At 64.4% G+C, this 25,347-nt stretch carries 25 protein-coding genes and 1 tRNA gene; 18 read left to right on the top strand and 8 right to left on the bottom strand.

Translation table 11 applies throughout. From position 1 onward, the window contains the following. Positions 1 to 91 precede the first annotated feature (91 nt). The gene (locus LAN37_00485) at positions 92 to 328 is read right to left on the bottom strand and encodes a transposase (protein MBZ5645680.1); all 237 of its coding nucleotides are present in this window, start codon (positions 326 to 328) and stop codon (positions 92 to 94) included. Positions 329 to 337: 9 nt separating this feature from the next. Between LAN37_00485 and LAN37_00480 the strand changes: the two genes are divergently transcribed. Further along, positions 338 to 499 (top strand): hypothetical protein, encoded by a 162-nt coding sequence (locus LAN37_00480; protein ID MBZ5645679.1) that lies wholly within the window; start codon positions 338 to 340, stop codon positions 497 to 499. A gap of 6 nt (positions 500 to 505) precedes the next feature. Here the strand turns inward: LAN37_00480 and tsaD are convergent, their stop codons facing one another. Continuing rightward, positions 506 to 1,645, bottom strand: a complete 1,140-nt coding sequence (gene tsaD, locus LAN37_00475) for a tRNA (adenosine(37)-N6)-threonylcarbamoyltransferase complex transferase subunit TsaD (GenBank protein MBZ5645678.1) — start codon at positions 1,643 to 1,645, stop codon at positions 506 to 508. Positions 1,646 to 1,816: 171 nt separating this feature from the next. Here tsaD and LAN37_00470 point away from each other — a divergent pair, with 171 nt between their 5' ends. After that, a complete protein-coding gene (locus tag LAN37_00470) occupies positions 1,817 to 3,172 on the top strand; it encodes a CCA tRNA nucleotidyltransferase (GenBank protein ID MBZ5645677.1) in 1,356 nt (451 codons plus the stop codon). A 56-nt stretch (positions 3,173 to 3,228) separates the two neighbouring features. Here LAN37_00470 and LAN37_00465 read toward each other — a convergent pair whose 3' ends face one another. Continuing rightward, on the bottom strand, positions 3,229 to 3,516 hold the full coding sequence (locus tag LAN37_00465) for a hypothetical protein (protein MBZ5645676.1): 288 nt from the start codon (positions 3,514 to 3,516) through the stop codon (positions 3,229 to 3,231). Between the two features lie 279 nt (positions 3,517 to 3,795). Between LAN37_00465 and LAN37_00460 the strand changes: the two genes are divergently transcribed. Genes LAN37_00460 through gatA form a run of 3 tightly spaced genes read left to right on the top strand, consistent with a single transcriptional unit; the run spans position 3,796 to position 5,855 of the window. After that, positions 3,796 to 4,095: a DUF721 domain-containing protein gene (locus LAN37_00460; GenBank protein ID MBZ5645675.1), complete on the top strand. Its 300-nt coding sequence runs from the start codon at positions 3,796 to 3,798 to the stop codon at positions 4,093 to 4,095. Next, the gene (gene gatC, locus LAN37_00455; GenBank protein MBZ5645674.1) at positions 4,092 to 4,412 is read left to right on the top strand and encodes an Asp-tRNA(Asn)/Glu-tRNA(Gln) amidotransferase subunit GatC; all 321 of its coding nucleotides are present in this window, start codon (positions 4,092 to 4,094) and stop codon (positions 4,410 to 4,412) included. The genes LAN37_00460 and gatC overlap by 4 nt, the downstream gene beginning before the upstream one ends. Beyond that, positions 4,413 to 5,855, top strand: a complete 1,443-nt coding sequence (gene gatA, locus LAN37_00450) for an Asp-tRNA(Asn)/Glu-tRNA(Gln) amidotransferase subunit GatA (GenBank protein ID MBZ5645673.1) — start codon at positions 4,413 to 4,415, stop codon at positions 5,853 to 5,855. Between the two features lie 25 nt (positions 5,856 to 5,880). On the opposite strand, the gene LAN37_00445 is transcribed toward gatA, so the two are convergent. Both LAN37_00445 and LAN37_00440 read right to left on the bottom strand, forming a co-directional pair. Next, the gene (locus LAN37_00445; protein MBZ5645672.1) at positions 5,881 to 6,462 is read right to left on the bottom strand and encodes a TraR/DksA C4-type zinc finger protein; all 582 of its coding nucleotides are present in this window, start codon (positions 6,460 to 6,462) and stop codon (positions 5,881 to 5,883) included. A 3-nt stretch (positions 6,463 to 6,465) separates the two neighbouring features. Then, positions 6,466 to 7,128, bottom strand: coding sequence for a hypothetical protein (locus LAN37_00440; protein ID MBZ5645671.1), 663 nt, complete (start codon positions 7,126 to 7,128; stop codon positions 6,466 to 6,468). Between the two features lie 167 nt (positions 7,129 to 7,295). On the opposite strand from LAN37_00440, the gene LAN37_00435 reads away from it, so the two are divergent. Together LAN37_00435 and LAN37_00430 are read left to right on the top strand one after the other, a co-directional pair. Then, positions 7,296 to 8,744 carry a hypothetical protein gene (locus LAN37_00435; protein MBZ5645670.1) on the top strand — a complete coding sequence of 483 codons (1,449 nt, stop codon included), beginning with the start codon at positions 7,296 to 7,298 and terminating at the stop codon, positions 8,742 to 8,744. A gap of 60 nt (positions 8,745 to 8,804) precedes the next feature. Next, positions 8,805 to 9,536: a glycosyltransferase family 2 protein gene (locus tag LAN37_00430; protein ID MBZ5645669.1), complete on the top strand. Its 732-nt coding sequence runs from the start codon at positions 8,805 to 8,807 to the stop codon at positions 9,534 to 9,536. 208 nt (positions 9,537 to 9,744) lie between these two features. Here the strand turns inward: LAN37_00430 and LAN37_00425 are convergent. Then, positions 9,745 to 9,820, bottom strand: a tRNA-Ile gene (locus LAN37_00425). A gap of 293 nt (positions 9,821 to 10,113) precedes the next feature. Between LAN37_00425 and LAN37_00420 the strand changes: the two genes are divergently transcribed. After that, complete coding sequence (locus tag LAN37_00420) at positions 10,114 to 10,887, top strand: helix-turn-helix transcriptional regulator (protein MBZ5645668.1); 774 nt, start codon at positions 10,114 to 10,116, stop codon at positions 10,885 to 10,887. Here the strand turns inward: LAN37_00420 and LAN37_00415 are convergent. Further along, positions 10,817 to 11,209, bottom strand: a complete 393-nt coding sequence (locus tag LAN37_00415; GenBank protein ID MBZ5645667.1) for a hypothetical protein — start codon at positions 11,207 to 11,209, stop codon at positions 10,817 to 10,819. The two genes, LAN37_00420 and LAN37_00415, sit on opposite strands and share 71 nt — an antisense overlap. A gap of 307 nt (positions 11,210 to 11,516) precedes the next feature. On the opposite strand from LAN37_00415, the gene LAN37_00410 reads away from it, so the two are divergent. The 9 genes from LAN37_00410 (at position 11,517) to LAN37_00370 (ending at position 22,532) form a co-directional block, all read left to right on the top strand. Continuing rightward, positions 11,517 to 12,263 carry a hypothetical protein gene (locus LAN37_00410; GenBank protein ID MBZ5645666.1) on the top strand — a complete coding sequence of 249 codons (747 nt, stop codon included), beginning with the start codon at positions 11,517 to 11,519 and terminating at the stop codon, positions 12,261 to 12,263. Next, a complete protein-coding gene (locus tag LAN37_00405; GenBank protein MBZ5645665.1) occupies positions 12,260 to 12,796 on the top strand; it encodes a hypothetical protein in 537 nt (178 codons plus the stop codon). Before LAN37_00410 ends, LAN37_00405 begins: the two co-directional genes overlap by 4 nt. A 181-nt stretch (positions 12,797 to 12,977) precedes the next feature. Continuing rightward, positions 12,978 to 15,740 (top strand): bifunctional acetate--CoA ligase family protein/GNAT family N-acetyltransferase, encoded by a 2,763-nt coding sequence (locus tag LAN37_00400; protein MBZ5645664.1) that lies wholly within the window; start codon positions 12,978 to 12,980, stop codon positions 15,738 to 15,740. Positions 15,741 to 16,093: 353 nt separating this feature from the next. Then, positions 16,094 to 16,738: a PEP-CTERM sorting domain-containing protein gene (locus tag LAN37_00395; protein MBZ5645663.1), complete on the top strand. Its 645-nt coding sequence runs from the start codon at positions 16,094 to 16,096 to the stop codon at positions 16,736 to 16,738. A gap of 58 nt (positions 16,739 to 16,796) precedes the next feature. Continuing rightward, positions 16,797 to 17,294 (top strand): hypothetical protein, encoded by a 498-nt coding sequence (locus tag LAN37_00390; GenBank protein ID MBZ5645662.1) that lies wholly within the window; start codon positions 16,797 to 16,799, stop codon positions 17,292 to 17,294. After that, complete coding sequence (locus LAN37_00385) at positions 17,284 to 18,708, top strand: peptidase (GenBank protein ID MBZ5645661.1); 1,425 nt, start codon at positions 17,284 to 17,286, stop codon at positions 18,706 to 18,708. The genes LAN37_00390 and LAN37_00385 overlap by 11 nt, the downstream gene beginning before the upstream one ends. Positions 18,709 to 19,222: 514 nt before the next feature. Further along, positions 19,223 to 19,843 (top strand): PEP-CTERM sorting domain-containing protein, encoded by a 621-nt coding sequence (locus LAN37_00380; GenBank protein MBZ5645660.1) that lies wholly within the window; start codon positions 19,223 to 19,225, stop codon positions 19,841 to 19,843. A gap of 84 nt (positions 19,844 to 19,927) precedes the next feature. After that, positions 19,928 to 21,964: a S53 family peptidase gene (locus LAN37_00375; GenBank protein MBZ5645659.1), complete on the top strand. Its 2,037-nt coding sequence runs from the start codon at positions 19,928 to 19,930 to the stop codon at positions 21,962 to 21,964. Positions 21,965 to 22,208: 244 nt separating this feature from the next. Beyond that, positions 22,209 to 22,532, top strand: a complete 324-nt coding sequence (locus LAN37_00370; GenBank protein ID MBZ5645658.1) for an oxidative damage protection protein — start codon at positions 22,209 to 22,211, stop codon at positions 22,530 to 22,532. A gap of 63 nt (positions 22,533 to 22,595) precedes the next feature. Here the strand turns inward: LAN37_00370 and LAN37_00365 are convergent, their stop codons facing one another. Beyond that, positions 22,596 to 23,882, bottom strand: coding sequence for an ATP-grasp domain-containing protein (locus LAN37_00365; protein MBZ5645657.1), 1,287 nt, complete (start codon positions 23,880 to 23,882; stop codon positions 22,596 to 22,598). Positions 23,883 to 23,963: 81 nt separating this feature from the next. Here LAN37_00365 and LAN37_00360 point away from each other — a divergent pair, with 81 nt between their 5' ends. Further along, positions 23,964 to 25,328 (top strand): radical SAM protein, encoded by a 1,365-nt coding sequence (locus LAN37_00360; protein ID MBZ5645656.1) that lies wholly within the window; start codon positions 23,964 to 23,966, stop codon positions 25,326 to 25,328. Positions 25,329 to 25,347: the final 19 nt, after the last annotated feature.

Genomic DNA, 25,347 nt, shown 5'->3' with positions numbered 1-25,347 from the left:
CGCCGACCGTACACGGCCCGGATGGTTCGATGGAACCCATCGACAGCACTCTTGGGTACCGATCGTCCCCGAACCAGGAGCGCACCGGTCGCTATGCATAACAATCTGTGCTTGTGACCTGCCCCCACTCTCCGCACGCGGAATCATACGACACTCTCAGTTCCTGGGTTTGCGGCTGAGGACGGCGAGGCTGGTCCAGCGCGGCCCTCCGAAGCCCCCTCATCTCTGTAGCAAAATCCTTCAGTGTGCGATATCCGGGAAGGCTGTGGGGCCGTCCTTCGTTGTACTCCCGTCGCCATGCCGCAATCTTCCGTCGCGTCTCGCCTATGCTTCTTTATTGAAGTCTGAGCCGCTGCTACCCGCCTCGTCCGATGCAGGCGAACGTCACACCGTCAGCCGCGCCCGCCAGGAGCTGGAGAAACGACTCGGCGCCGAAGCGGCTGCCATCTGCCGCAACCTTCAGCTTGCCATCTCCGAAGCGGCGTCGCTCACCATGTGAGACGCGTTACCGCGACAGCTTCAATGACGCTTCCGCCGAGAACTCCAGGGGCGCGAAGTCCTGGGCGAGGAATTTGGGGTAGGCGGCGGCGGCGATCATGGCGGCGTTGTCGGTGGAAAGGCGCAGGGAAGGGAAATGCACCGGCAGTCCGGCCTGGGCCGCCTGCTCCTCGAAGCGGGCGCGCAGCTCACTGTTGGCGGCGACCCCGCCGGTGACGAACAGCGTCCCGACATCAAGTTCGCTCGCCGCGGCCAGCGTTTTGCCCACCAGGTCGTCCACCACCGCCTTCTGGAACGACGCCGCCAGGTCCAGCGTCTGCTTGTCGCAGACGTCCAAGTAATCTTGAAGATGCGGCTTCGGCTTGGCGGCCAGGGCGCGGCGGCGCGCCTCGATCACCGGCTGCATGGTGTGGGTCTCGACATGGCGCAGCACCGCAGTCTTGATGCCGCTGAAGGAGAAGTCGTGGGTGGTGTCGCTCTTGGCCTTGCTGCGGCCGGCGCGCACCCGTCCCTTGATGTGCGCCGGGGGGAAGCGGACCGCGTTTGGGTCGCCGTGCTTCGACAGCTTGTCGATGACCGGCCCGCCCGGATAGCCCAGCCCCAGCAGCTTGGCCACCTTGTCGAAGGCCTCGCCGGCGGCGTCGTCGCGAGTCTGGCCGATGTTCTCGTACGTCCATCCGTCCGCGCGCTCTTCCGAAAGATAAAGGTGGGTGTGCCCGCCGGAGACCACCAGAGCCAGCACCGGGAACGCGATGTCGCGGTGCCCCTTCTGCTTCTCCTCCAGCAGGACGGCGTGGATGTGTCCTTCGAGGTGGTTGACGGCGATGAGCGGCTTGTCCAGGGCGAAGGCCAGCGCCTTGGCGTAGCTCACGCCCACCAGCAACGACCCGGCCAGCCCCGGCCCCTGCGTGACCGCGATGGCGTCAACGGATTCGAAGGTCTGCTTGGCCTGCTCCAGCGCGCCGCGCACCACGGGCACAATGGCCCGCAGGTGCTCGCGCGAGGCCAGTTCGGGGACGATCCCGCCGAAGGGCCGGTGCGTGGCGATCTGCGAGAACACCACGTTCGAGACCACTTGCTCGCCGGAGCGCACCACCGCCGCCGCCGTCTCGTCGCAGGAGCTCTCGATGCCGAGGATGTAAGTCATTGCGTGTGGGACAGCCGCCCTCGGCTGTCCGGATCCAACCTTTCAGTATAAAGAAGTCGCTCCGGTAGGGGTCCTTCGACTCGGCGCCAAAGCGCCTCGCTCAGGATGACACCGGTGAAAGATCCCGAACCCTCTGCGGTCTCGGCGTTCTCTGCGGTAAAGTCTTCTTGGATGCCTAGCGCCAAACAGCACGCCACCGAGATCGTGCGCGCCCTGCGCGAGCACGGCCACCAGGCCTACCTCGTGGGGGGATGCGTGCGCGACCTGCTGCTGGGACGCCAGCCCGCCGACTACGACGTGGCCACCGACGCTACGCCCGAGCGCGTCATGCAGATCTTTCCCCACACCTGGGCGGTAGGCGCGCAGTTCGGCGTGGTGCTGGTGCCGATGGAAAAAGAAGAGCAGCCGCCCGGGCCGACGGAACACCCCAACGCCATCGAGGTGGCCACCTTTCGCAGTGATGGGCTGTACACCGACGGCCGCCATCCCAACGAAGTCACCTACTCCAGGGACCCGCGGGAGGACGTGCAGCGGCGCGACTTCACCATCAACGGGCTGCTGCTCGATCCGCTGGAAGGCGACAAGGTGCTGGATTTCGTGGGCGGCCGCGCCGACATCGATGCGCGCCGCATCCGCACCATCGGCGACGCCGGCCGCCGCTTCCACGAGGACAAGCTGCGCATGCTGCGCGCGGTCCGCTTCGCCGCCCGCTTCGGTTACGAGATCGACCGCGGCACCTTCGACGCCATCCGCAAGCTGGCGCCGCGGATCCGCCAGGTCAGCCGCGAGCGCGTGCGCGACGAGCTGACCAAGATGCTCACCGAAGGCCGCGGGCGCCGCGCCTTCGAGCTGCTCGATGCCACCGGACTGCTGCACGAAGTCCTTCCCGAAGTGGAGAAGATGAAAGGTGTGGAGCAGCCGCCGCAGTATCACCCGGAAGGCGACGTCTGGATCCATACGCTCATGCTCCTGGAGGGGTTGAAGCAGCAGTGCTCACGGACGCTGGCCTGGGGCGCGCTGCTGCACGATGTGGGGAAGCCGCCGACATTCCGCGTCGCTCCCGACCGCATCCGCTTCGATGGGCACGTCGAGGTCGGCACCCGCATGGCGGAGGAGATCTGCCATCGCCTGCGCATGTCCAACGACGACACCGGGCAGATCGCCGCGCTGGTCGCCAACCACCTGCGCTTCGCCGACGTGACGCGCATGAAGCAGTCCACGCTCAAGCGCTTCCTCCGCCTGGACCGATTCGACGAACACCTCGAACTGCACCGGCTGGATTGCCTGTCCAGCCACGGCGACCTGTCGCTTTACGAATTCACGAAGCACAAGCTGGACGCCACGCCCCCCGAGGAGATCCGCCCCGAGCCGCTCATCACCGGCAACGACCTGATCGAGGCCGGGTACAAGCCTGGGCCGCAGTTCAAGGAGATCCTGGCCGCCGTGGAGGACGCGCAGCTGGACGGTTCAGTGAAAAACAGGGAAGAGGCGCTGGGATTCGTGCGAAGTAATTTTCCGCCGGCGTAAGGTGCGATGCGGCCGGCCCGCACCCCGGCAAGATTGCCCGATGGCAAGAGGAAGAGTTAAGCCGCGGTTTCTTCGTCCGGCTCGTCCTCAAGCTCGATGGGACGATAGGCGGATTCGATCAGTTCCTCGACCAGGCGCGTGACCGCCGCTTCCGCCGGGTCGAGCATGACGGCGCGGTTGTCCCCGAGCGGCCCGCCGAGCACTCGCCCGATGCTGAGCAAGGCGCGTCCGCCGCAGATGGGGCATTGTCCGGAGCGAGACTGGGTGATCAACTCGCAATCCGCGCACAACACGGCCGATTGCAGAGGAACGAAATTCAAGTCGCGCAGTGAAGCCTCGTCCATGCCATCCTCGGACCGCGGGGGTCGGTCCCGAAATCGAATCCGATGCTATGGCGCAACCGGCGACCGGTCAATGCACCTTGGTAATACCCCGCGATGACCGATGGGCGCCGATCGCCGGCTAAGTGCAAGGCCCTGTGGCTCACGGCGTTACGAGAATTTCACAAGGGACCGTTGCGCCCGCGCTTGCTAGTAGTGCTACAATCCGGGCCTCGGCACGACGAGGTCACTGCCTTGAGAAGTTCGACAGCCCGCACCCAGCCCGGTCATGTCGATCGTGGGATGGAACCCGCCCGGATCGGATATCACAAGATCGTTGCGGACATTCTGCGCCGAGCACCCGCCGAAGACGCGGTACGCATCGCGTGGCAACTGGTCTGCGGTTCCAAGGTCGCATCGCGCACCAGCGTGCTGGAGCTGAGCGCAGGTGTGCTGCGAGTGCGAGTCCCGGACGCCACCTGGCGCGTGCAGCTTGAGGAATTCGTGCCGCAATACCTTGCCGCGCTGGGGTCGATGCTGGGGGCGAAGGTGCAGCGCATCGAATTCGTCTGCGAAGAAAAGAAGGCCGCACACCGGGCATGAAGGTCAGCGAGAAGGACGTCCTCTACGTCGCAGACCTCGGGAACCTGGAGCTCACCGACAGCGAGCGGGCGCGCATGCTGCGCGACCTCAATTCCATCCTGGAATACATCGACCGGCTGAACCAGCTCGACACCACGAATGTCCCGCCCATGGCGCAGATTTCTGCCGGCGCGGCGCAGAAGGCCGGCAGCGAGAAGTTCCTGTACGCCATTCGGCCCGACCAGACCCGCCCATCCGTCCCGCGCGACCAGGCGCTCCAGAATGCGCCCGATACCGACGGCGCCTTCTTCAAAGTCCCCAAAGTGATCGAGAAGTAGATGGATCTCAGCCTGCTCACCGTCGAAACCACGCGCGTCGCCGTGCGTCAGCGCGCAATCTCCGCGGTGCGCCTGGCGGAAGAGTTCTACAAGAAGATCGAGGCCGAGGACGGAGAGATCGGCGCCTATCTGACGCTGTGCAAGGAGCGCGCTCTGGGGCAGGCGGCGCGCATGGACGCGCTAGCCGAAAAAGGCGATCCGCTGCCGCCTCTGGCCGGCGTGCCCATCGCGGTGAAGGACGTGATGGTCACCAAGGGCGTGCCCACCACCGCCGGGTCGAAGATCCTCAAGGATTTCATCCCGCCGTACGACTGCACGGCGGTGGCGCGCCTCGAGAACGCGGGCGCCGTCATCCTGGGCAAGACCAACTGCGACGAGTTCGCCATGGGCTCGTCGAACGAGAACTCCGCGTACAAGCCGGTGCGGAACCCGCGCGACAAGAGCCGCGTTCCCGGAGGATCTTCCGGGGGGTCTGCCGCCGCGGTGGCGGCGGACATGTGCGTCGCGGCGCTCGGGTCGGACACCGGCGGATCCATCCGCCAGCCGGCGTCGTTCTGCGGAGTGGTGGGGATGATGGGCACCTACGGGCGTGTCTCGCGCTATGGCCTGATCGCATTCGCCTCCTCCCTGGACCACATCGGTCCTCTGACCAAGACGGTGAAGGACGCGGCCATCCTGCTGAAGGAGATCGCCGGGCGCGACCCGCTGGATTCGACTTCGGCCGACGTAGCCGTTCCGGATTACGTGGGGGAGATCGGCAAGCCGGTAGGCGGCATGAAGATCGGCGTGCCCAAGGAATATTTCGGCGAAGGACTCGATGGCGAGGTGCGCGCCGCGATCGAAACCGCAATCCAGGACCTGGCGAAGGCGGGATGCGAGATCGTGGACATCGCGCTGCCGCACACCGACTACGCCATTCCGACCTACTACCTGGTGGCCACGGCGGAGGCTTCGTCGAACCTGGCGCGCTATGACGGCGTACGCTACGGCCATCGCGCCGCCGCACCCCGGTCACTGTCCGATATGTACCGCCGCACGCGCGACGAAGGTTTCGGCGCCGAAGTGAAGCGGCGCATCATGCTGGGCACCTACGCCCTCAGCGCCGGGTATTACGACGCCTACTATCTCAAGGCGCAGCGTGTGCGCACGTTGCTGGCCCGCGACTTCGAGGAGGCGTTTCGGAAGGTCGACGCCATCGTCACGCCCACCTCTCCCACGCCCGCCTTCAAGCTGGGCGAGAAGGTGGACGATCCGCTCTCCATGTACCTGGCGGACATCTACACGGTCACCGCAGACCTGGTCGGCGTACCCGGGATCTCCGTCCCGTGCGGAAATTCGAAGGCTGGGTTGCCGATCGGGCTCCAGATCTTCGCCCGGCAGTTCGACGAAGGCACCTTGTTTCGCCTGGCGCACGCCTACGAGCACTTGCGCGCCGCTGAATAGCGGAATCCGAGCCGCCAGTCCCGGCTCAGAGGGGTTCGTAGTAGCGCTCGCCGGCGCAGGCGCGGCACAGCACACGCCCGTCCTTCCGTACCTCACGCTTGAAATTGATCCCCTCGCCGCACTGCTGGCACACTACACGTTCGCCCTTGTAGCCGGGAAATTCCTCCGGCGGCAGCTCGACCTTCACCCACTGCACGTCGAACAGGTCGTCTTCGCGCATCTCGCGGTAGGCGCGCATCTGCTGCTGGTTCTTGTTCTCGATCTCGGGATGCATCCGGCGCGCCAGCGCCTTCGACGATTCCCGGGCTACGATGCGCACGGCTTTCCCGTTGGAGACATCGACGAAGGTGGCCGCTACCTTGCCCCAGTCGCGGAACTTCAGCGCGCGTTTGCCGAGCCGGCAGCCGGTGACGACGGCGACCGCGTCAGTGGCGCAGCGGTCGATCTCGACAAAAGTAACCAGACGCTTGCGGTCCTTGCCGCGCGGGTCCTCGATGCCCAGCCTTTCCAGCCCGAGCATCGCCAGGCGGACGCCCAGCACCTGTCCGGCGCAAAGATGCCCGTGGGCCTGCTCAGCGTCCTGCAAGTATTCGTCGAGAGATTTCACCCCTCACTCCTCATCGGATGAGTTTGCCACATCTGCGGAGTGCCCGCGGACTTCGAAGGTGATCTCCGGCCGGTCTTTGGGCAGAAAGGTCACGCGCGCGGGCTGGCGCTGCCACGTGGGCAGCGAGCACTCTGAGTCCGGCATGTCGCCCTGACGTGCCGCGCCGATCTCTTTGCGTAATACCGGCTTCCTGCGCCCCAGTTGGGCGACGACGGCGAAGACCTTCTCGCCGCTGTCGGAGATCCCGCAGTACGCGGCGTAGTCGCGGTACCAGCTCACCGCCGAATAGAAAGGATCGAACTCCGGCAGCTTCAGCTCGGAGATGCGTCCCGTCTGGCGGTCCACCAGTAGCCAGTTGCCGCGCTGCCAGCGCCAGCGCGGCGCCTTGCCATCCTCCGGAAGGCGGTCATTGACGCGGAACGCACGGCGCACCACGAACAGCCGGTCGGTCACGTCGTGCGGTTCTCCGGTGGTGAAATCACGCAAGCGGCTGTCCACAAACAGGGGCCGGACGGTCATGTCGAGACTTTTGTCTTCCGCCGGGCCCACGAAGAGCTTCACCGGCATCACCTTGCCGAAACTCACCAGGTGCGGCTTGCTCGCCGCCGCCGCAACGCCGATACAGCCGGCTGCGAGGAACAGGAACAGGATTGCGATGCGGCGCATGCCGCCAGCCTAGTCTCTCTTGTTCCTGCCTGTAAACCTCGGTGGATCGCTGGGATTGCCGCCGCGCCGCGTGAAAACTGACGACTGACAAGTGCGGACTGGCTGCGCTACACTTCCGTCGTCCTCTCCCAGGGCCAGGCACAATCGAATCTTTCCGCGGGGTACTCTTGGCGCAGGAGCAAATCCGGGAATTACTGGATCTGATCGCCGTCCATGGTTTTTACATGGACCTGATCAAGCGCGCCCTGGGACACGCCGTCCCGATGCCCCAGGACACCAGCGATGCGGTGTCCAACCTGCAGGGACGGATCCGGCATTCCATCGAGGTCTTGCGCCGCTGGCTGGCCCTGCTCGACATGGCCATCACGCCCCCCATGGTGCGCGACGGCCTGAAGGGGGCCACCACCCTGGAGACCGCCGAGGCCCTCCTCCGCTACTACATCACCAAGACTTCGCGCGCCGACAACGACCGCGACAAAGCGGACTTCGTGGTGACGTATCTCTATCGCATGACCGCGGCCTCCATGGCGGGGAGCGGGGAAGAGGGCACGCTCCGCTTCGAGCAGGCCATCCGCAAGATCCTGAGCGACCACCAGGTGCCCGAGATGCCGCAGGAGCACCGCCACCTGGTCGCCGAATTCGGCTTCATCCAGCAGGAAGTCGAGGATTTCCGCCACTTTGACGACCTGATGGACACCGGCATCGTGCAGCGGGTGCGCGAGATCAAACAGTCGTTGCACGAATCGTTCTACCACCCCCAGGCGCTGGCCACGGTTGCGGCCTACAACGTCTTCTTCGGCAATCGCTTCGACGAACTTTTCCGCGCCGCCGCCAAGCAGATCAAGGCCTTCGCCGCACGCGTGCAGGAAGAGGGCGGCAGCGTCCTCAGCCGCGTGGATGGCGATGTGACGGTGCAGGCCCTGGAGAACATCGGCGAAGAGCAGAACGCGCTCAAACTGGAGTACGGCAAGGCCCAGGACCACTTCCGCAAGATCTCCCGCTTCAAGAAGGCGGTGGACAAACGCTCGGGCCGGGGTACGTCGGCCGCCGCCGTGGCCGCCGCCCCCTCTGCCTATGGCTCGGGCGGCGGGACCTACGGGCGCGCGCGGTCGGCTGAGGCGGCGCCGGCCAAGCCGGTCCGTGCCGTTGTGGCGCCCACCAGCCCCGAGGAATCGAAGATCGATGCCTCCGCGGAAACCATCCGCAACTTCAACCGCACGGCGGCCAAGGGCGGGTCCGTCATCGTTCCCATGCCGCATGGCAGCGTGGTGCTGAGCCCCGCCGAATCGGAGGCGTTCAAGGCGGAGTTCCGAGGCGAGAAGAGCTTTCGCGCCGATTACGCGAATTGCCTGACGCGCATGGTCGCCATCCAGGCGCGCATGGCGGCGGAGCTGAAGGATTACCAGGGCAAGCGCAGTTCCGCCTATCTCTGGAAGCCCCACGCCGACGCCCTCACCTACCTGATCTCCACCGCCAACAAGGAAGTGGAGAACGCCGGACGCCTGAGCGGACTGGCGCAGGGCCGCGGCCTGGCGGAGAAGACCGCAGCCATCCGCGCCAGCGCCGAGAAACTGCGCACCCAGATCCAGCAGATCGCAACCACGCTGCAGCAGTAGCGGGACCCACTGGCACAACCGATCCCACCGTTTACAATCGGGAGCGGTCGAGAACCGCTGATGGGTACTCCGGACTACAGCATCATCATCCCTGCGTACAACGAGGGCGAGCGCATCTGCGCCGCGCTGGATCGCGTCCTGGAGCACATCGACCGCCAGCAGTGGAGCGCCGAAGTCATCGTGGTCAATGACGGCTCGCGCGACCAGACCGCCGATCTGGTGCGGCGCTACATGTCCCGGTACGGAGCGGTCCGCCTGGTGGAGAACCCGGGCAACCGGGGCAAGGGCTACAGCGTGCGCCACGGCATGACCTCGGCCTCCGGGGAACTGCTGCTCTTTACCGACGCCGACCTCTCCGCCCCCATCTGGCAGGCCGACAAGCTCTTCGACGCGCTCCGCCAGGGCGCCGACGTCGTGATCGGTTCCCGCTGGATGGACCCCACTCTTCAGACCACCAAACAGCCCCTCTATCGCCAGGCAGCGGGCCGCATCTTCAACCTGCTGCTGCGCCTCATCCTGGGGCTCAAGTTCAAGGACACGCAATGCGGCTTCAAGGCCTTCACCCGCCGCGCCGCCGGCCTCATCTTCCCCCGCCAGCGCATCGAACGCTGGGGCTTCGATCCCGAGATCCTGTTCCTGGCAGGAAAGATGGGCCTGGCCACGCGCGAGATCCCGGTCGAGTGGGCGCACGACGAGCGCTCCAAGATCTCTCCCCTGCGGGACGGGGTGAGGATGTTCGGCGAGATGCTGAAAGTCCGATGCTACGATCTGAGTGGAAAGTATCGAAGCTAGACACTCGCCGAGATCAGCCAGCAAGACGAGAGGGCCAAACAGGAAGTACACCGCCGGCGCTGAGCCTGAGAGGCTGCGGCCCGGCGCGGGTACCTGCTGGTGGGCCCGCCAGGATTCGAACTTGAGCCGCTTAGCAGGCGTGAGCGCGGTGCGCGGGAGCCTGCTGGCGAAATCCTGAGGACGGGAAGCGGACGAAGGACCTCTCCGCTGGTGGGCCCGCCAGGATTCGAACCTGGGACCAAGGGATTATGAGTCCCCTGCTCTGACCGCTGAGCTACGGGCCCTCCTGTTCGCCAATCTAGCACACTGCGATGCAATCGGAGGACGAGCCCGGGCTCCTGGTCCGGACCGGGCAGAGGTCAGCGACAGGGGGAATGTGGACCGCCGGACAGGTAGCTCTAGGCGGAACGCGAAGCGCCAGTTACACTATCCAGCAATCGTCGAGTCAGATCGGGAGGTGCCGTCGTTGGCGAGAAACGATGGACACTGACCGGGTCCCAGGTTTTCTCAAAACGAATACGGCAGAGCGCAGAGGGAGGTAGTTTTGTCTTTCACGGCCGGGCAGCGTCTACGAGCATTGCGCGAACAGCTGGGCTTGACCATACGCGACGTGGAGACAGCCAGCCTTCGCATCGCGGCCAATCACGGTAATGACGATTTCGCACTGTCTTTGAGCCGTCTCTCCGACATCGAGACCAAGGGGGTCATCCCCAATCTTTACCGGCTGTACTCGCTGGCCGCGATCTTCCGGCGCGACCTGCGGGAGCTGTTCGCCTGGTACGGGATCGACCTGAACACCACCGCCGCCGACCTCTCGGTGGCGGAGCCGCCCAAGTCCCACCTGAGCACCGTATGCGACCCTCCAAGCGTGCAGGTCCCGGTGCGGCTGGATCCCGGCTTTGACCTGCGCCGCACCGTCAACTTTGGGCGCATGGTGGAGCAATGGGGCCTGGTACCGCTCGCCTATCTCGCCAAATTCGCCAACACCGACTACAGCTACGGCTACATCGGCAGCGAGGACTACACCATGTACCCGATCCTGATGCCCGGCTCCTTCTTACAGATCGACGAGTCGGCCAACAAGGTGTCGGAGGCGATGTGGCGCTCCGAGTACGAGCGGCCGATCTACTTCGTGGAGACCCGCAATGGGTATACCTGCTGCTGGTGCGCCCTGCACGGGGACCAGCTCACGTTGCAGCCCCATCCGCTGTCACCGGTGGCGGTGCGGATGCTGCACTATCCTCATGAAGCGGATGTGATCGGGCAGGTGGTGGGGGTGGCTATGCGCCTGGGGTCGGTGGCTTCCGCCGAGCCTCGGAAAGCGCCAGCAGCGCCGAAACGACTGAGTTGAAGTGCTCGACGGAGCCCCCCTCCAGGTTCGCCGGCACGTACAGGGACCAATCCAGCAGCTCTTCGGAAGAAGGCTTCTCCTCCGTGAACTCGGTCGTGAGTTGACGCAGTGGCGTGCGCAACACCTTCACGAACAGCTCGCTATGGGCGGCGCCCACCACGCGCTGGGTCGCCTCCGGACCAAAGGTCCGGCTCATCCCCCAGTGCCGGTAGGAACCGGCTGGACCACGCAGCCCGGCAATGTATCGCAGCCTGGCCCAAAGGCCGGGCAGGGCCCCCAAGGTGCGCTGCTGGAAGTCCTCGTAGGCGGATGAGAGCGTCATGGACGGTCTTGTTCCATGTTCGGAACACCGAAATTTTCGCGGCGGTCGGTCGTACCCGGCCGAATCTCTGAAACATTGACTGGGAGATTGCCAACCAGGCAATGAGGAGTCTCCCGTGAAAAGGTTCGCTCAGATTGTAATCCTGCTGATGGTGCTTGCAAGCACCTTGTCGACGACGGCCCTAGCCACCGGTCCCGACCCGTGGCCGACCATCCCGTCGTGCCCGCTCACCGGCTGCAAGTGACCGAAGTACTTAACCGTTGTGGCCTGACCGCGGACGGCGGTATGCTGACGCGGTCAGCCCACGATGATCGGCCCCCTCAAACTCGCGCTTTGGTTCTCCGGAGCCGGGCTCCAGGCCGTCATCGGAGGTGTGATGTTGCGGCGTAAGCTGTACCGCGAGTTCCCGCTGTTTTTTGCCTTCATTTTCGGCCAGGTGATCCGGTTCCTGGTACTCTTTGGCGCCTATCAGGCCGGCAACCGGGAAAGCTATCGCCAGGCATTCCTGGTGCTGGAGGCGGTGGACGCGCTGCTGTCGTTTGCCGTTATCTACGAACTGTACGCCCACACCTTCCGTGCCTACGACGGGATACGCGAGCTGGGGTGGGTACTGCTCCGCTGGGCAAGCGCGGTGCTTCTCATCGTGGCGGTGGTTGCCGCCGCCTCCTCTTCGGGGAGCGACAGTGACCGTTTCCTGGCGGGCCTGTTCGCGTTGGAGCAAAGTATCAGTATCGTGCGCGGTGGTTTGTTGTTCCTGCTGTTTCTGTTTCACGCGGCACTCGGCCTGCGCTGGGGCAGGCACGCGTTCGGCATCGCGCTAGGGCTGGGGCTGTTGACCAGCATCGCGCTGGCGGCATTCACTCTGCGAGCCCACTTCGGGGCACTCTCGACCTCGACCCTCTCTCTCATTACCAGCGCGGCGTACAACTGCGCGGTAATCGTGTGGTTAGTGGCCGTACTGCGGCCTGCCGCGGAGCGCATTGCGTTGCCGCGTGTGCCCCGCTGGGACCTCGACGGCTGGAACCGCACGCTGCTGGAGCTAATGCAGCGATGATCACCACCGCCATCCTCGTCGCGGCCGGACTGGGACTCGCAGCATTCCTGTTCTACGTGGTGCGCGGCAGCACCGCCGCCAAAGGGACACTCGAGGAGGTCGGGACGGTCACACGACCGGTGGACCTGCTGGCCTTCCAGAACCTGGTCGATCCCGCGGAAGACGAGTTGCTTCGCTGCTCTCTGCCGCCTCCAGTCTTCCGCCGGGTGCAGCGCGAGCGTCTGCGGGCGGCCATCGGATACGTGGAGCAGGGCGCCGCAAACGCGGCCGTCCTGCTGCGCATCGGCGAAGCCATGGGCCATGAGGATCCAGCAGTGGCCGCCATCGGCCGCGAGATGGTGAACGCTGCGCTTCGCCTGCGCGTGTACGCGCTCCTGGTCGTGATGATCCTGCATCTACGCGTCTGGATCCCCTCCGTGGGCGCTCCCGTCCACGAGGTCAGCACCCGCTACGAGGAACTGCGGAACCAGTTCGCACGGCTGGCGCGAACGCGCCGTCCCGCCGATGCTGGACATTTGCTCGCGGCCCTGTAACGGACGCTTTTGTAATTCCCCCCGGATAGCCGCGCCGGTGACTGCGAATGCTGCCCGCGGCGCCAACACAGGGCTGGTGCTGCCCATCTCCCCGTCCCCTGAGCCGTGACCCGCGTCACGCACAGAACGGCCCTCCGGCGCGAGACTACAATGATGTTGTCGTCCCAGGGGTGAGGTGGTCATGGACTCGATCAGTGTCAAGCCCGCCGCCAAAGCCAATGAAAGGACCACCGTCGATCCCGCGCACGACCTGCTGCGTGCCGAAGGACATCCTCTCGACCCTGTCTTCCGGCCCAGGAACGTGGCCGTGATTGGCGCCTCGGAGAGGCCGGGGAGTGTTGGCCGTGCGGTGCTGTGGAACCTGATGAGCACGCCCTTCGGGGGCGCCGTGTTGCCGATCAACCCCAACCGTGCCAGCGTGCTGGGCATCCGCGCTTATCGTGACGTGCGATCGCTGCCCGAGAAGCCCGATCTGGTGGTGGTGAGCACGCCCGCCCCCACCGTTCCCGGAATCATCAAGGAGTGCGTCGATGCAGGCGTACCTGCCGGCATCATCATCTCCGCCGGCTTCCGCGAATTCGGCGAGAGTGGCAACGACCTGGAGCGTCAGATCGCCGAGCACATCCGGGGCCGGATGCGCATCATCGGCCCCAACTGTTTGGGGGTGATGAATCCTGTCAGCGGCCTGAATGCGACCTTCGCCCCCGCCATCGCCCGTCCGGGCAGCGTCGCCTTCATCAGCCAGAGCGGCGCCTTATGCACCGCCGTGCTGGACTGGAGCCTGCGGGAGATGGTCGGGTTCAGCGCCTTCGTTTCCGTGGGCTCCATGCTCGACGTCGGGTGGGGCGACCTGATCAGTTACTTCGGCGACGATCCGCGCACCCACGCTATCGTCATCTACATGGAGTCGGTGGGCGACGCGCGCTCCTTCCTCTCCGCCGCGCGCGAAGTCTCGCTGACCAAGCCGGTGATCGTCATCAAGGCGGGCCGCACCGCCGCCGCCGCCAAGGCCGCCGCCTCGCATACCGGGGCGCTCACCGGCAGCGACGAGGTGCTCGACGCCGCCTTCAGCCGCAGCGGCGTGCTGCGCGTGAACACCATCTCCGACATCTTTTACATGACCGAGGTGCTGGCCAAGCAGCCGCGTCCCCGCGGCCCGCGCCTCACCATCCTCACCAACGCCGGCGGCCCCGCCGTGCTCGCTGTCGACGCCCTCATCGCTCTCGGCGGCCAGCTCGCAGACCTTGCTCCGGAAACCATGGCCGCCTACAACCAGATCCTCCCGCCGCACTGGAGCCACAACAATCCCGTGGACATCCTCGGCGACGCCGAGCCCGAGCGCTACGCCAAGGCCCTGGAGATCGCTTCCAAGGATCCGAATACCGACGCCATGCTGGTGATCCTTACGCCGCAGGGGATGACCAATCCCACCGCGACCGCGGAGCAGCTCAAGCCCTACGCCAACTCGACCGGCAAGCCGGTGTTGGCAAGCTGGATGGGAGGAGCTGACGTCGCCCACGGCGAGGAGATCCTGAACCGCATCGGCATCCCCACCTTCCCCTATCCCGATACCGCGGCCCGCGCCTTTACTTACATGTGGCGCTACACCTACAACCTGCGCGGGCTGTACGAGACCCCGACGCTGCGCACCAGCGGCGAGCAGCCGGACCGCGCGCTGGCGGAGAGCATCATCCAGAGCGTGCGCCGCAGCAACCGCACCTTTCTCACCGAGCATGAGTCCAAGCAGTTGCTCGACGCGTACGGCATTCCCACGGTTCCGACGCGGGTCGCCGAAAACGAGCAGGAAGCGGTGCGGATCGCCGGAGAACTTGGCTATCCGGCCGTGGTCAAGCTGTTTTCAGAGACCATCACGCACAAGACCGACGTCGGGGGTGTGCAGCTCAACCTGAAGAATGGGGACGCGGTGCGCACCGCATTCCAGGAGATCCAGCGCGCGGTCAGCGGACACGCGGGCGCGCAGCACTTCCTCGGGGTCACAGTCCAGCCCATGGTGAAGCTCGACGGCTATGAACTCATCATCGGCAGCAGCCTGGACTCGCAGTTCGGCCCGGTGCTGCTGTTCGGCGCCGGCGGGCAGCTCGTCGAAGTGAATAAGGACAGCGCCCTTTCCCTGCCACCACTGAATTCGACCCTGGCCCGGCGCATGATGGAAAAGACAAGGATCTTCACCGCTCTGAAGGGAGTGCGCGGGCGCAAGCCGGTAGATCTGGCCAGGCTCGAAGAGATCATGGTGCGCTTCAGCGAACTGGTGGTGGAGCAGCCATGGATCAGGGAGATCGATATCAATCCGCTGCTGGCCTCGCCGGAGCGCCTGCTCGCGCTGGATGCGCGTGTGGTCGTGCACGGGGCGGAGATGACCGAGGACCGGCTGCCGCGTCCCGCCATCCGTCCTTACCCCACGCAATACGTCGGCGAGTGGACGATGAAGGACGGGCAGAAGGTGCTCATCCGTCCCATTCGTCCCGAAGACGAGCCGCTCATCGTGAAGTTCCACGAGAAGCTTTCCGCGCGCACCGTCTACCTGCGCTACTTCCAGCCGATGAAACTTTCGACGCGGACCTCACACGAGCGCCTCACCCGCATCTGCTTCATCGACTACGACCGCGAAATGGCGCTGGTGGCGGAGCGAACGAACGCCCAGACCAGCGAGCCGGAGATCGTCGGCGTCACGCGCCTGAGCAAGCTGCACGGGGTGGAGGCGGCCGAGTCCGCGGTGGTGCTGCTGGACGAAGTGCAGGGCAAAGGCCTTGGGACCGAGCTGGTGCGCCGCAGCCTCGAGGTGGCGCGCGCGGAGAGATTGAAGAAGGTCATCTCCACCGTGCTCCCGGAAAACTTCGAGATGCGCGCGGTCAACAAGAAGCTCGGGTTCCAACTCGTTTCAGAATTCGACTCCGACGCAGTGCGGATGGTGTTGGATTTGTAGACCCGCAAGTCAGGAATGTCGTGCGGTAGACATTTGATGTTTTTGTGCAAACATGTGCAACCCGAAATCTGGAGTGACTCCTCCGGATACGTATAAGCCCCACGCACGCAACAGTTCGCGGCATTCCGAGATAGTCCCAAGCTGGCAATCGACGTGCTCTTGATGTCCATGCGAGTCGATTTGCGCCTCGCTCCCGTTATTCAGCGCAATCGAGCCCGCACTGACGCACTGCTCCCCGCCACGCCGGCCCGGCATAAGGCGGAGTGAGTTGTGAGTCGAGAAGCGCCGCATCTTGGTTTCTTACAATCTCGCCCGGGGCACGCTGATCCTGGGCAGTGGAGAGACGGATCATCATGAGATCTATAGTCAAATACCTTGCCATCCTGCTGGTCTTCACGGCGGTCATGTATGCCGACACGGAAGGCTTCGACAACATCGCGACATTGCCCGGTTCGGGCTGGGTGATGTTCAATAACAGCAATCCGATTGGAACCACCGGTTGGTTCCAAGGCAATCCGGGCGTCTTTACGTCCCATTCCGGCGCGCCGGACTCCTACATCGCGGCCAACTTCAACAATGCTGCCTTCGGCGGAACGATCGAGAACTGGCTCGCCGCCCCGATTGGGACGGTATCCAACGGCGACGTGTTCTCGTTCTGGACTCGGTCCACCGGCAGCGGGTACGCGGATTCATTGTGGGTGTTCCTCAACACGAGCGGGGGTTTCGGGGGCGCTCTCGAACTCATCATCAACCCAAACCTCGATCCGTTCGGCTACCCGAGCGATTGGACGCTCTACACCATCACCATTGCGGGGTTGAGCGGGCCGACCGCCGGTCGCCTTGAGTTTGTCTATTACCTGCCGGACAACTTGAACTACGCCGACTACATCGGCATCGACGACTACGCGCACACCCCCGTCCCCGAGCCCTTCACTATGACCACAGTGGGCATCGGGCTGGCTGGGATGGCGCTCCGCCGCAAGCTCCGGAAGAGCTAGACCGGGCAACGATCATTGGCTGCTGCGGCAGCCGCAACCAATTCCTCAAGGAGGAAGCATGTTGCATTTCAGTGTCCCCCGCGCACGCCGCGCCTCCGCCTGGCTGGTGATGACCGTCTTGATTGCTCTCGTCGGTTTCCTGGTCATCCTCCCGGTCGCGACGGCGCAGAGCGATTCCAACCAGTCCACCCCAAGCAAGCAGGTGGAACCGACCACCGCGAACCCCAGCGCCGGACAACGGGTCGCCAAGGACCCGGCGACCGGGCAACTGCGCGAGCCGACACCCGAGGAAGTAAAGGAACTCGAGGCCGGCCAAGCGAAAATGGCGCCGCAGGTGAAGAAACCTTTGCAACTGCTCAAGGCCGCTCCCGCCGCTGCATCGGGAGCGGTAGGAGTGCTGCTGGACGAGTCCTACGAAACCTACGCGGTCGCGACCCGCAGCGCCGACGGCAAGGTGAAGTTCGACTGCGTGCAGGGCAAGAAGGACGCAGAGGCCCGCGTGCAATCGGATAACAAGACGCAGCCCGCGACCAAGGAGGCCGGCAATGAAAAGTAACAAGTGCGCTGCCTTTCTGGTCGTTCTGATCCTCGCGGCGCTGGCGGCTCAGCCGGCATACGCTGCGGCAACCATCTCCATCGTCAACGGGAATGCGCCGGGTGTGGGCTTCAACGATCCCACGCCGGTGGCTCCCATTGGGGGCAACGCTGGAACCACGCTGGGAGAGCAGCGTCTGATCGCCTTCCAGGCAGCGGCCGACATCTGGGGCGCCAACCTGAACAGCACCGTCGAAATCACGATTCTGGCCACCTTCGAGCCGCTCGCGTGTGACGCAACCTCGGCGGTACTGGGGAGTGCCGGCGCGACGGAGATCTGGAGGGACTTTTCCGGCGCTCCGTTCCCGGGCACCTGGTATAATTTCGCGCTGGCCAACAAGATCTTCGGCGCGGATCTCGATCCCGCCACCGCGCAGATCCGGGCGCGGTTCAATGTCAACCTGGGCCAACCTAATTGTCTGACCGGCACCTTCTGGTACCTCGGCTTGGACACCAACCACGGACTCAACATCGATCTGGTCACGGTGCTGCTGCACGAGTTTGCCCACGGGTTGGGATTCCAGACGTTCACCAGCGGTCAAACGGGCGCATTTGTCGGGGGTTTCCCGAGCGCTTACGACCACTTCACCTACGACTCCACCGCCGGGAAGACATGGTTCGATATGGCGACCAATGCGGAGCGTGCGGCCTCCGCCATCAACCCCCGCAAGGTGGCGTGGAATGGCCCCAACGTCATGACCGACATGTCGTTGGTGCTGGCCAACGGCACGCCTCTGTTGGAGGTCACCGCACCGGCGTCCGTAGCCGGCAACTACCAGATCGGTGCGGCGTCCTTCGGTCCGCCGGTGTCAAGTCCGGGCGTGACGGGTGAGGTCATGCCGGTCGTGGACCAAGCCAACGGCACCGGATTGGCGTGTAATCCGCTTTCCTCCGCCAATGCTGCGGCGGTGAACGGCAAGATCGCGCTGGTCGATCGCGGCGTCTGCACGTTCGTAGTGAAAGTCAAGAACGCGCAGAACGCCGGCGCCATCGCAGTGCTGGTGGCCGACAATGTTGCGGGCGCACCTCCGTCGGGGCTGGGCGGTGCTGACCCGACCATCACCATCCCGTCGGTACGCATCAGCCTACCCGACGGCAACACGCTGAAGAGCGCGTTGAAGTACCGCTCCCGCCTGCACTCCGGCATGTTTGCCACTCTCGGATTGGATCTTTCCATCCGAGCCGGCGGCGATCCCGCCGGCCGGGTGCTGCTGTTCACTCCAAACCCGTACCAGAGCGGCTCTTCGGTGTCGCACTGGGACACGATCGCCTTCCCCAATCTGCTCATGGAGCCCAACATCAACTCCGACCTGACGCACTCGGTGCATCAGCCGCTGGACCTGACGCTGGAGCTGCTGACGGATCTCGGCTGGTAGGCGGGACCATTCCCGGGCAGAGAGGCTTCGGCCTCTCTGCTTTTTTGTCTCTCGTCCCGGGCGGGGGAGCTGCGTACCGCCGCGGCATGATCGAGAATCAGCCACACTGGGAAGGAGCCACCATGAACTGCGGGGCACCGCCGCCCCCGCCTGGGTCGGACCGCCCGAGCAAAGGCACGCTCTCCCGTGTGAAGTTCCAGCGCGGGATGCCGCGGCTGGTACCCGAACGCCCGATTACCATCTAGTTAGTTACTTGTTGAAGAGACCTGTACTTGCCCGTCAAGCGTTCCAGACACAATCCGGATTGCCCCCTCCGCAGAACTTTGATGCTTATGTGCAGGAGCTTGCATCTTCGACAGTGGCGCCGAATCGAGACAGCGGATTGAAGTCATGATAAGTTATTCATTATCAGTCAGATACATATGTTACCTTAGGACATGGCCTTTGGCTATCAAACTGCAGTCAGCCTTGGTGCTGCTCCCCCTATCGTTAAGGTTCTGGCTCAGGAGGCAATATGAAAGGACTCACCCTGCGGAGCGTCGTTGTGCTGTTTGCGCTCTGCTTCTGCATGATCGGCGTGGCTAGCGCCGACACAACCGAAATCACGGTCAACTTTCCAAGTGACAACACCTTCTACTGCAGCGCAACCAACGGCTGCGGCTTCATGGGCGGCAACGGCGGCCTGAGTCAACCCATGTGGACGGTGGGTGACACCGTCACCGAGACGTTCTTCACGGGTCAGCCCTTCGTTAACGACCTGACGGCCAATTGGGGCGTTGTGAATGGCTACGGCGGCAGTCCCGGGACGTTCTATGAAAACGACGTCTATATCAACGGGATTTTGGTGGCGGCTTTCGTTCTGGGTGATTGCAACTACTGCGACACCCTGCTCACCGTGGGCGGCACCGTAAACTTCGCGAACATCTATGGCGGCGGTGTCTACAACCTCAGCATCGTTCTCGCACAGACCGCTGGTCAAAACCTTGGCTCGGAATGGTTCTCGACCACGACCGCCGCCGGCGGTCCGAGCACAAACATCTTTTCAACTGAAGTTCCTGAGCCCAGCAGCCTGGCGCTGTTCGGCTCCGGGATCCTGGGAATCGCTGGAGTCGTGCGGCGGAAACTGGGCCTCTAGATCCTTGCTTAAGGCGCGGCGGCTGGCACCAGAAGGCGCCGCCGCGCTGGCACCACCACCCCCCTTCGAAGGAGATCGACTCTTATGTCCACTCGTCGAGGTTGGTCGCATGCCGTCGTAGGGCTTGCGATCGTGCTGGCATTGACAACAGTGATGGTTGATTCCGCGTTTGCAGCGAACGGCCGTGCCCTGAAGGGCACGCCAAGACTTACGCAAGCGGGAGCCAATCTCGGGGCCGAGAACCCGGATAAGACCATCACCGTGACCGTTTGGCTGCAACATCACAACCAGGCTGCGATGGATGCACTGGCGCAGCAGATCTACACCAAGGGATCCGCGAATTATCACCACTTCCTCAGCCCGCAGCAGTACGCGGAGAAATTCGGTCCCACCGCGGCCGAAGCTGCGAAGGTCCAGGACTACCTCAAGTCGCTGGGTCTGAATGTCACCAAGATCCACGCCAACAACTTCTTCGTGCAGGCGCAGGGGACCGTGTCCAGGGTTCAGAGCGCCTTCGGCGTCAAGATCAACCGATATAGCATGAAGGGCCGGACGTACATGTCGAACGCGGGTGATCCCGTCGTTTTCGGCGAAGCCGGCAACCTGATCAAGGCGGTCACTGGGCTGCACGATCTGCATCCGCTCCCGAACTCCCGCCGGGCAAAGCACCCGGATACCGGCGAGCAGTTTGCGGCCTACCCCCTGGCCATCGCCCCCAATGGCAGTTTCTGGGAAGGGCAATGCTTCAAAGGGGTCGAGACCCACGCCTTCACCACCAGCGGCCACCTGCCGGCGGCGGTTTACACGGGCTACCGGTACGGTTCCGAGCCGAGCGATCCGGTGCCGCATCTGAATCCGTGCGGCTACCAGCCCTCGGAGATCCAGACTGCCTACGGCATGAATGCTGCCTATGCCGCCGGCTACGATGGGACTGGAATGCCGGTGGTCATAGTTGACGCCTTCATGTCGCCCTCGATTGCTAGCGACGTGGCGACGTTCTCGGGCTTTTTTGGCCTGCCGGCGCCGAGCCTCACCATCCTCACGCCGCCTGACCAAAGTCCTCCCCCCTTCAACAATGGCTGGGCGGAGGAGATCACCCTCGACGTGGAGTGGGCGCATGCTATTGCACCGGGTTCGCCGCTCGTCCTGATCGAGGCGCAGGACAACAGCTTTGACGCTCTCTACGGAGCGATCATTTACGCGGTCGACAACGGCCTGGGTGGGGTCATTTCCAACAGTTGGTCCGCACCGGAGGCGCTCCTCGATCCGGGCACCCTCGATGCGATCAACGGCATCGACCAGTATGCTGCGCTGAACGGCGTTTCGCTGCACTTCGCGTCGGGGGACAGCGGCGACGACCTCGCGGCCTGGGGCGTGAAGACGGTGGAGAACTCTGCCGACTCGCAATGGGCCACCGGCATCGGCGGCACCAGCCTGTTCCTCAACCCCAACAACACCCGGAGGTTTGAGACCGGCTGGGGCAACAACGAGACCCGTATCGCGAATGTCACGCCCAACACGCCGGTGATACCACCGCTTCACTTGGGGTACATCTTCGGAGCAGGCGGCGGAACCAGTGGGTATTTCGCCAAGCCCTTCTTCCAATCGGGCTTGCCGGGAGCCTTCCGCATGGTTCCGGACATCTCCATGGATGCTGACCCGGAGACCGGGGTCGAGATGATCTGGAGCTTTGACGGGAATGGGAACCCGGCTGGGCCGTTCATCGGGGTGATTGGCGGCACCAGCGCCTCCTGCCCGATGTTCTCTGGCTTGTGGGCAGTCGCGAGCCAGGCTCATGGCGCACCGCTGGGCTTCTCTGCGCCCTACCTCTATGGCCTGCCGCCGGGCGCGGTCTACGACGTCCCGGCGGGCGTGTTCCCGTTCGATGTGGCCGGAGTCATCATGACCGGTGGGCCTCCCCTGTACCAGTCACCGGCATCGCTGGCAGCTCCGTTGAATGGAACCACGAACTACTTGAGCATGATGTATCACGGCTCGTCGACCCGTTGGTATGTTCTGACCTTCGGGACCGACTCTTCGCTCAAGACTGGACCTGGCTGGGACAATGTGACCGGCGTGGGCACCCCGAACGGCTTGGCCTTCATCAATGCGGTCAAGTAGGAGGCGTTCCCGCGCAGTAGCTTAACCTTGAAGTACGACTGAAAGGGCGGCCTTAGGGCCGCCCTTTTTTTCTCGTAGGCGAAGCAGCGGCCGGGTGCCGAGGCCGGATGCAGGCCGGCGGATGGGACATCCCAGGGCAGAGAGGTTCGGGCGTCAGAGCCTCTTTGTTGGCTCTCGTGCTGGGCGAGGCGCCGCTTGCGGCTGCGGTATGATAGAAGATTATCCGCATAGGGAAGGAACCATCATGAGCTGTGGAGCACCGCCGATCCCGCCCGGATCGCACGATCCCAACCAGCGCAAGGTATTTTGCGTCAAGTTCCAGCGCGAGATGCCCGGCCTCGACGAGCCCCCGTTCGACACCGAACTGGGCAGGAAGATCTTCGAAAACGTCTCCGCCGAGGCGTGGAAGATGTGGGGCGAGCACTGCAAGATGATCCTGAATGAGTATCGCCTGAACCCCGCCAACAAGAAAGACCAGGAACTCATCGTGCAGCAGATGGAGCAGTACTTTTTCGGCGAAGGCGCGGCCCTGCCGGAAGGCTACGTTCCACCCAAGACCAAGCAGTGAGCTTGTTGGAGACTGAAAAGCCCGCTTTCTTGGCGGGTTTTTCCAATCGCGGGCCCCTACCTACTAGCCACGGACGATGGGCAGCTCCGGCGCGACCACGAATTCCAGCTTCCCGTGGGCTTCACGCAGCGCCCGTTCCACGAGTTCTGGAGTGTTGTCGCGGGCGAAAATGAATCCCAGGTAGCTCGAGCCTTCCGGAAGCGGCACCAGCTTCTGCTGGGGCTTGGCCGTGATCTCGATGTCCACGATGCCGGGCACGGCCATCGCGAACTGCACCCCGCGCGTCGCTTCGTAGAAGCCGGGTTTCGGGATCGGGATCATCATCACGCCGGAGGCGCGGTCTTCCCGCACCACGCGCCGGACATCATTTCCCAGCGCCAGGCGGATCAGCACCTCTTCCAGCGACATGTCCTGCTTGAGCAGCGGTATCTTGAAACGCAGGGCGCGGGCGCACAGTCCGCCGATACAGCGCGCCGCGACCTCCAGCACGTACACGCCCCGGTCATTCACCCGGAATTCCGCATGCACCGGCCCGTGATGCAGCCCCAGGGAGCGCACAGCGGCGTCCAGGGCGCGCATGACAGATTCCTGTACGCCATCGGCGAGCCGCGATGGAGTGACGTAGATGGTTTCCTCGAAGTATGGGCCGGTGAGCGGGTTGGGCTTGTCGAAGATGGCCAGCACGTGTAGCCGGCCGTGCTCGACCAGTGCCTCGACGGCAACTTCTACGCCCTCGATGTAGTTTTCCACCTGGATGAACTCGCTGGTGTCCTCGCGCAGCGCCTTGATCTCGCCGCTGGCCAGCAGCCGCTGCACGCGCTCGAAGGCAGCGACGAACTCGGCCGGGGTATCGGCCCGGATCACGCCGCGGCTGCCGGAAAGCGCGACCGGCTTCACCACGCACGGGTAAGCGACGCCCGAAGCCAGCCTTTGTGGATCCTCATCGGCGAGGAATCGCTCATACGACGGCACCTTCAAGCCCGCCTTCCGCAGGACCTCGCGCGAACGGTACTTATCGCGGCAGATGTCGGCCGCCTGAGGGGGATGTCCTGGCAATCCCAGCGCCTGCGCCACCCGCGCCGCCGTGGGCGTGGGGCGGTCGCCCACTGCGATCACCGCATGGATGGGCGTGTTCGCAGCGAACTCGATCACCTTGCTCGCCGCTCCCTTGGGATCTTCGAAATGGAGCGGCAGCGCGTGGTCGCCCCACGGGTCTTCCAACACGTGGCAGCGGTCGGTGCCGAAGGCGACCTCCAGACCGAGTTGCTGTGCGGCCTCGGCGAAGGCGCGTGTCTGGTAGCCCAGCTTGGTGCAGAGCAGCAGAAGCCGCGGCCTGGAAACGGTGGACATAAGGCGTGAAACCCGGCCTCTGTATTAGCATGGAGACCGGGGGAGCAATCTAGTTTCGCACAACTGCCTGCGTTCCATCGGATGCGCATCGTCCTCATCTCGACCTACGAACTGGGCCGCCAGCCCTTCGGCCTGGCGTCGCCCGCGGCATGGTTGCGCCGCGATGGCTTCGGGGTCGCGCAGGTCGATCTTTCACGACAGATCCTCGACGCCGACCTGATCCGATCGGCGGAACTCGTTGCCTTCTACCTGCCGATGCATACCGCCACCCGGATCGCAGTCTCTGCACTGCGCAAGGTGCGAGAGCTGAACCCTCGGGCGCATCTCTGTGCCTACGGACTGTACGCGCCGGTGAATGCCGCTTTCCTGCGCGAGATCGGGGTCGCAACCATTCTCGGAGGAGAATTCGAGGAAGGCCTGCTAAGCCTGGCGCGTCGCGTGGCCCTCGGCGGTCGGGGAGCACAGTCTGAGCCGGAGATCTCCCTCGCGCGTCAGGATTTCATGATCCCCGATCGCGCCGGCTTGCCGCCGCTGGAGCGCTACGCCCATCTCACACTTCCCGACGGCTCCACGCGTGTCGTTGGCTACACCGAGGCGACGCGCGGCTGCAAACACCTGTGCCGCCACTGTCCGATCGTGCCGGTGTACAAGGGCGCCTTCCGCGTAGTGCAGCGGGAAGTGGTGCTGGCCGACATCCGCCAGCAGGTCGCAGCCGGCGCGCAGCACATCACCTTCGGCGATCCAGATTTCTTCAACGGCCCGGCGCACGGGCTGGAGATCGTGCGGGCGCTGCACCGCGAGCATCCGCAGGTCAGCTACGACGTGACCATCAAGATCGAGCACCTGCTGAAACATGCCCAAACACTGACGGAGCTGCGCGACACCGGATGCGCCTTCGTGACCTCCGCGGTCGAGTCGGTGGACGATCGAGTGCTCGCGCTGCTCGAAAAAGGGCACACACGGGCCGATTTCGTGCGCGTCGCGCAGCTTTTCCGCGATCTCGGCATGTTCCTGGTTCCGACGTTCGTTCCCTTCACGCCGTGGATCTCGCTCGGCGGGTACGAAGATCTGCTGCTGACGCTGGTCGAGCTGGGCCTGATCGAGCAGGTGCCGCCGATCCAACTGGCGATCCGGCTGCTGATCCCAGCAGGTTCGCGATTGCTCGAGCTGGAAGAACTACGGCAGCGGATCGGCGAATTCGACCCTCAGGCCCTCAGCCATGGCTGGGCGAATCCCGATCCGCGCGTGGACGAACTCCAGCGTTCCATCGAGTCCGCCGTGCAGGGCGCCTCCAAGAGAAAGCTCAGCCGCTCGGCAACATTCGAGATCATCTGGACGCTGCTCCAGCAGGCGAAAAGAGAAGCGAAGCCGCTGCCCGTCCTGCCCGTGCCACCGGCGCAAAACCGGGCCACGGTCCCTTACCTGAACGAGCCCTGGTACTGCTGAGCGGAGCCCACCAGCGGCC

It is taken from the genome of Terriglobia bacterium (genome assembly GCA_020073495.1).
Lineage (GTDB): Bacteria > Acidobacteriota > Terriglobia > Terriglobales > Acidobacteriaceae > JAIQFD01.
This window is presented reverse-complemented; position numbering and strand designations above follow the sequence as displayed.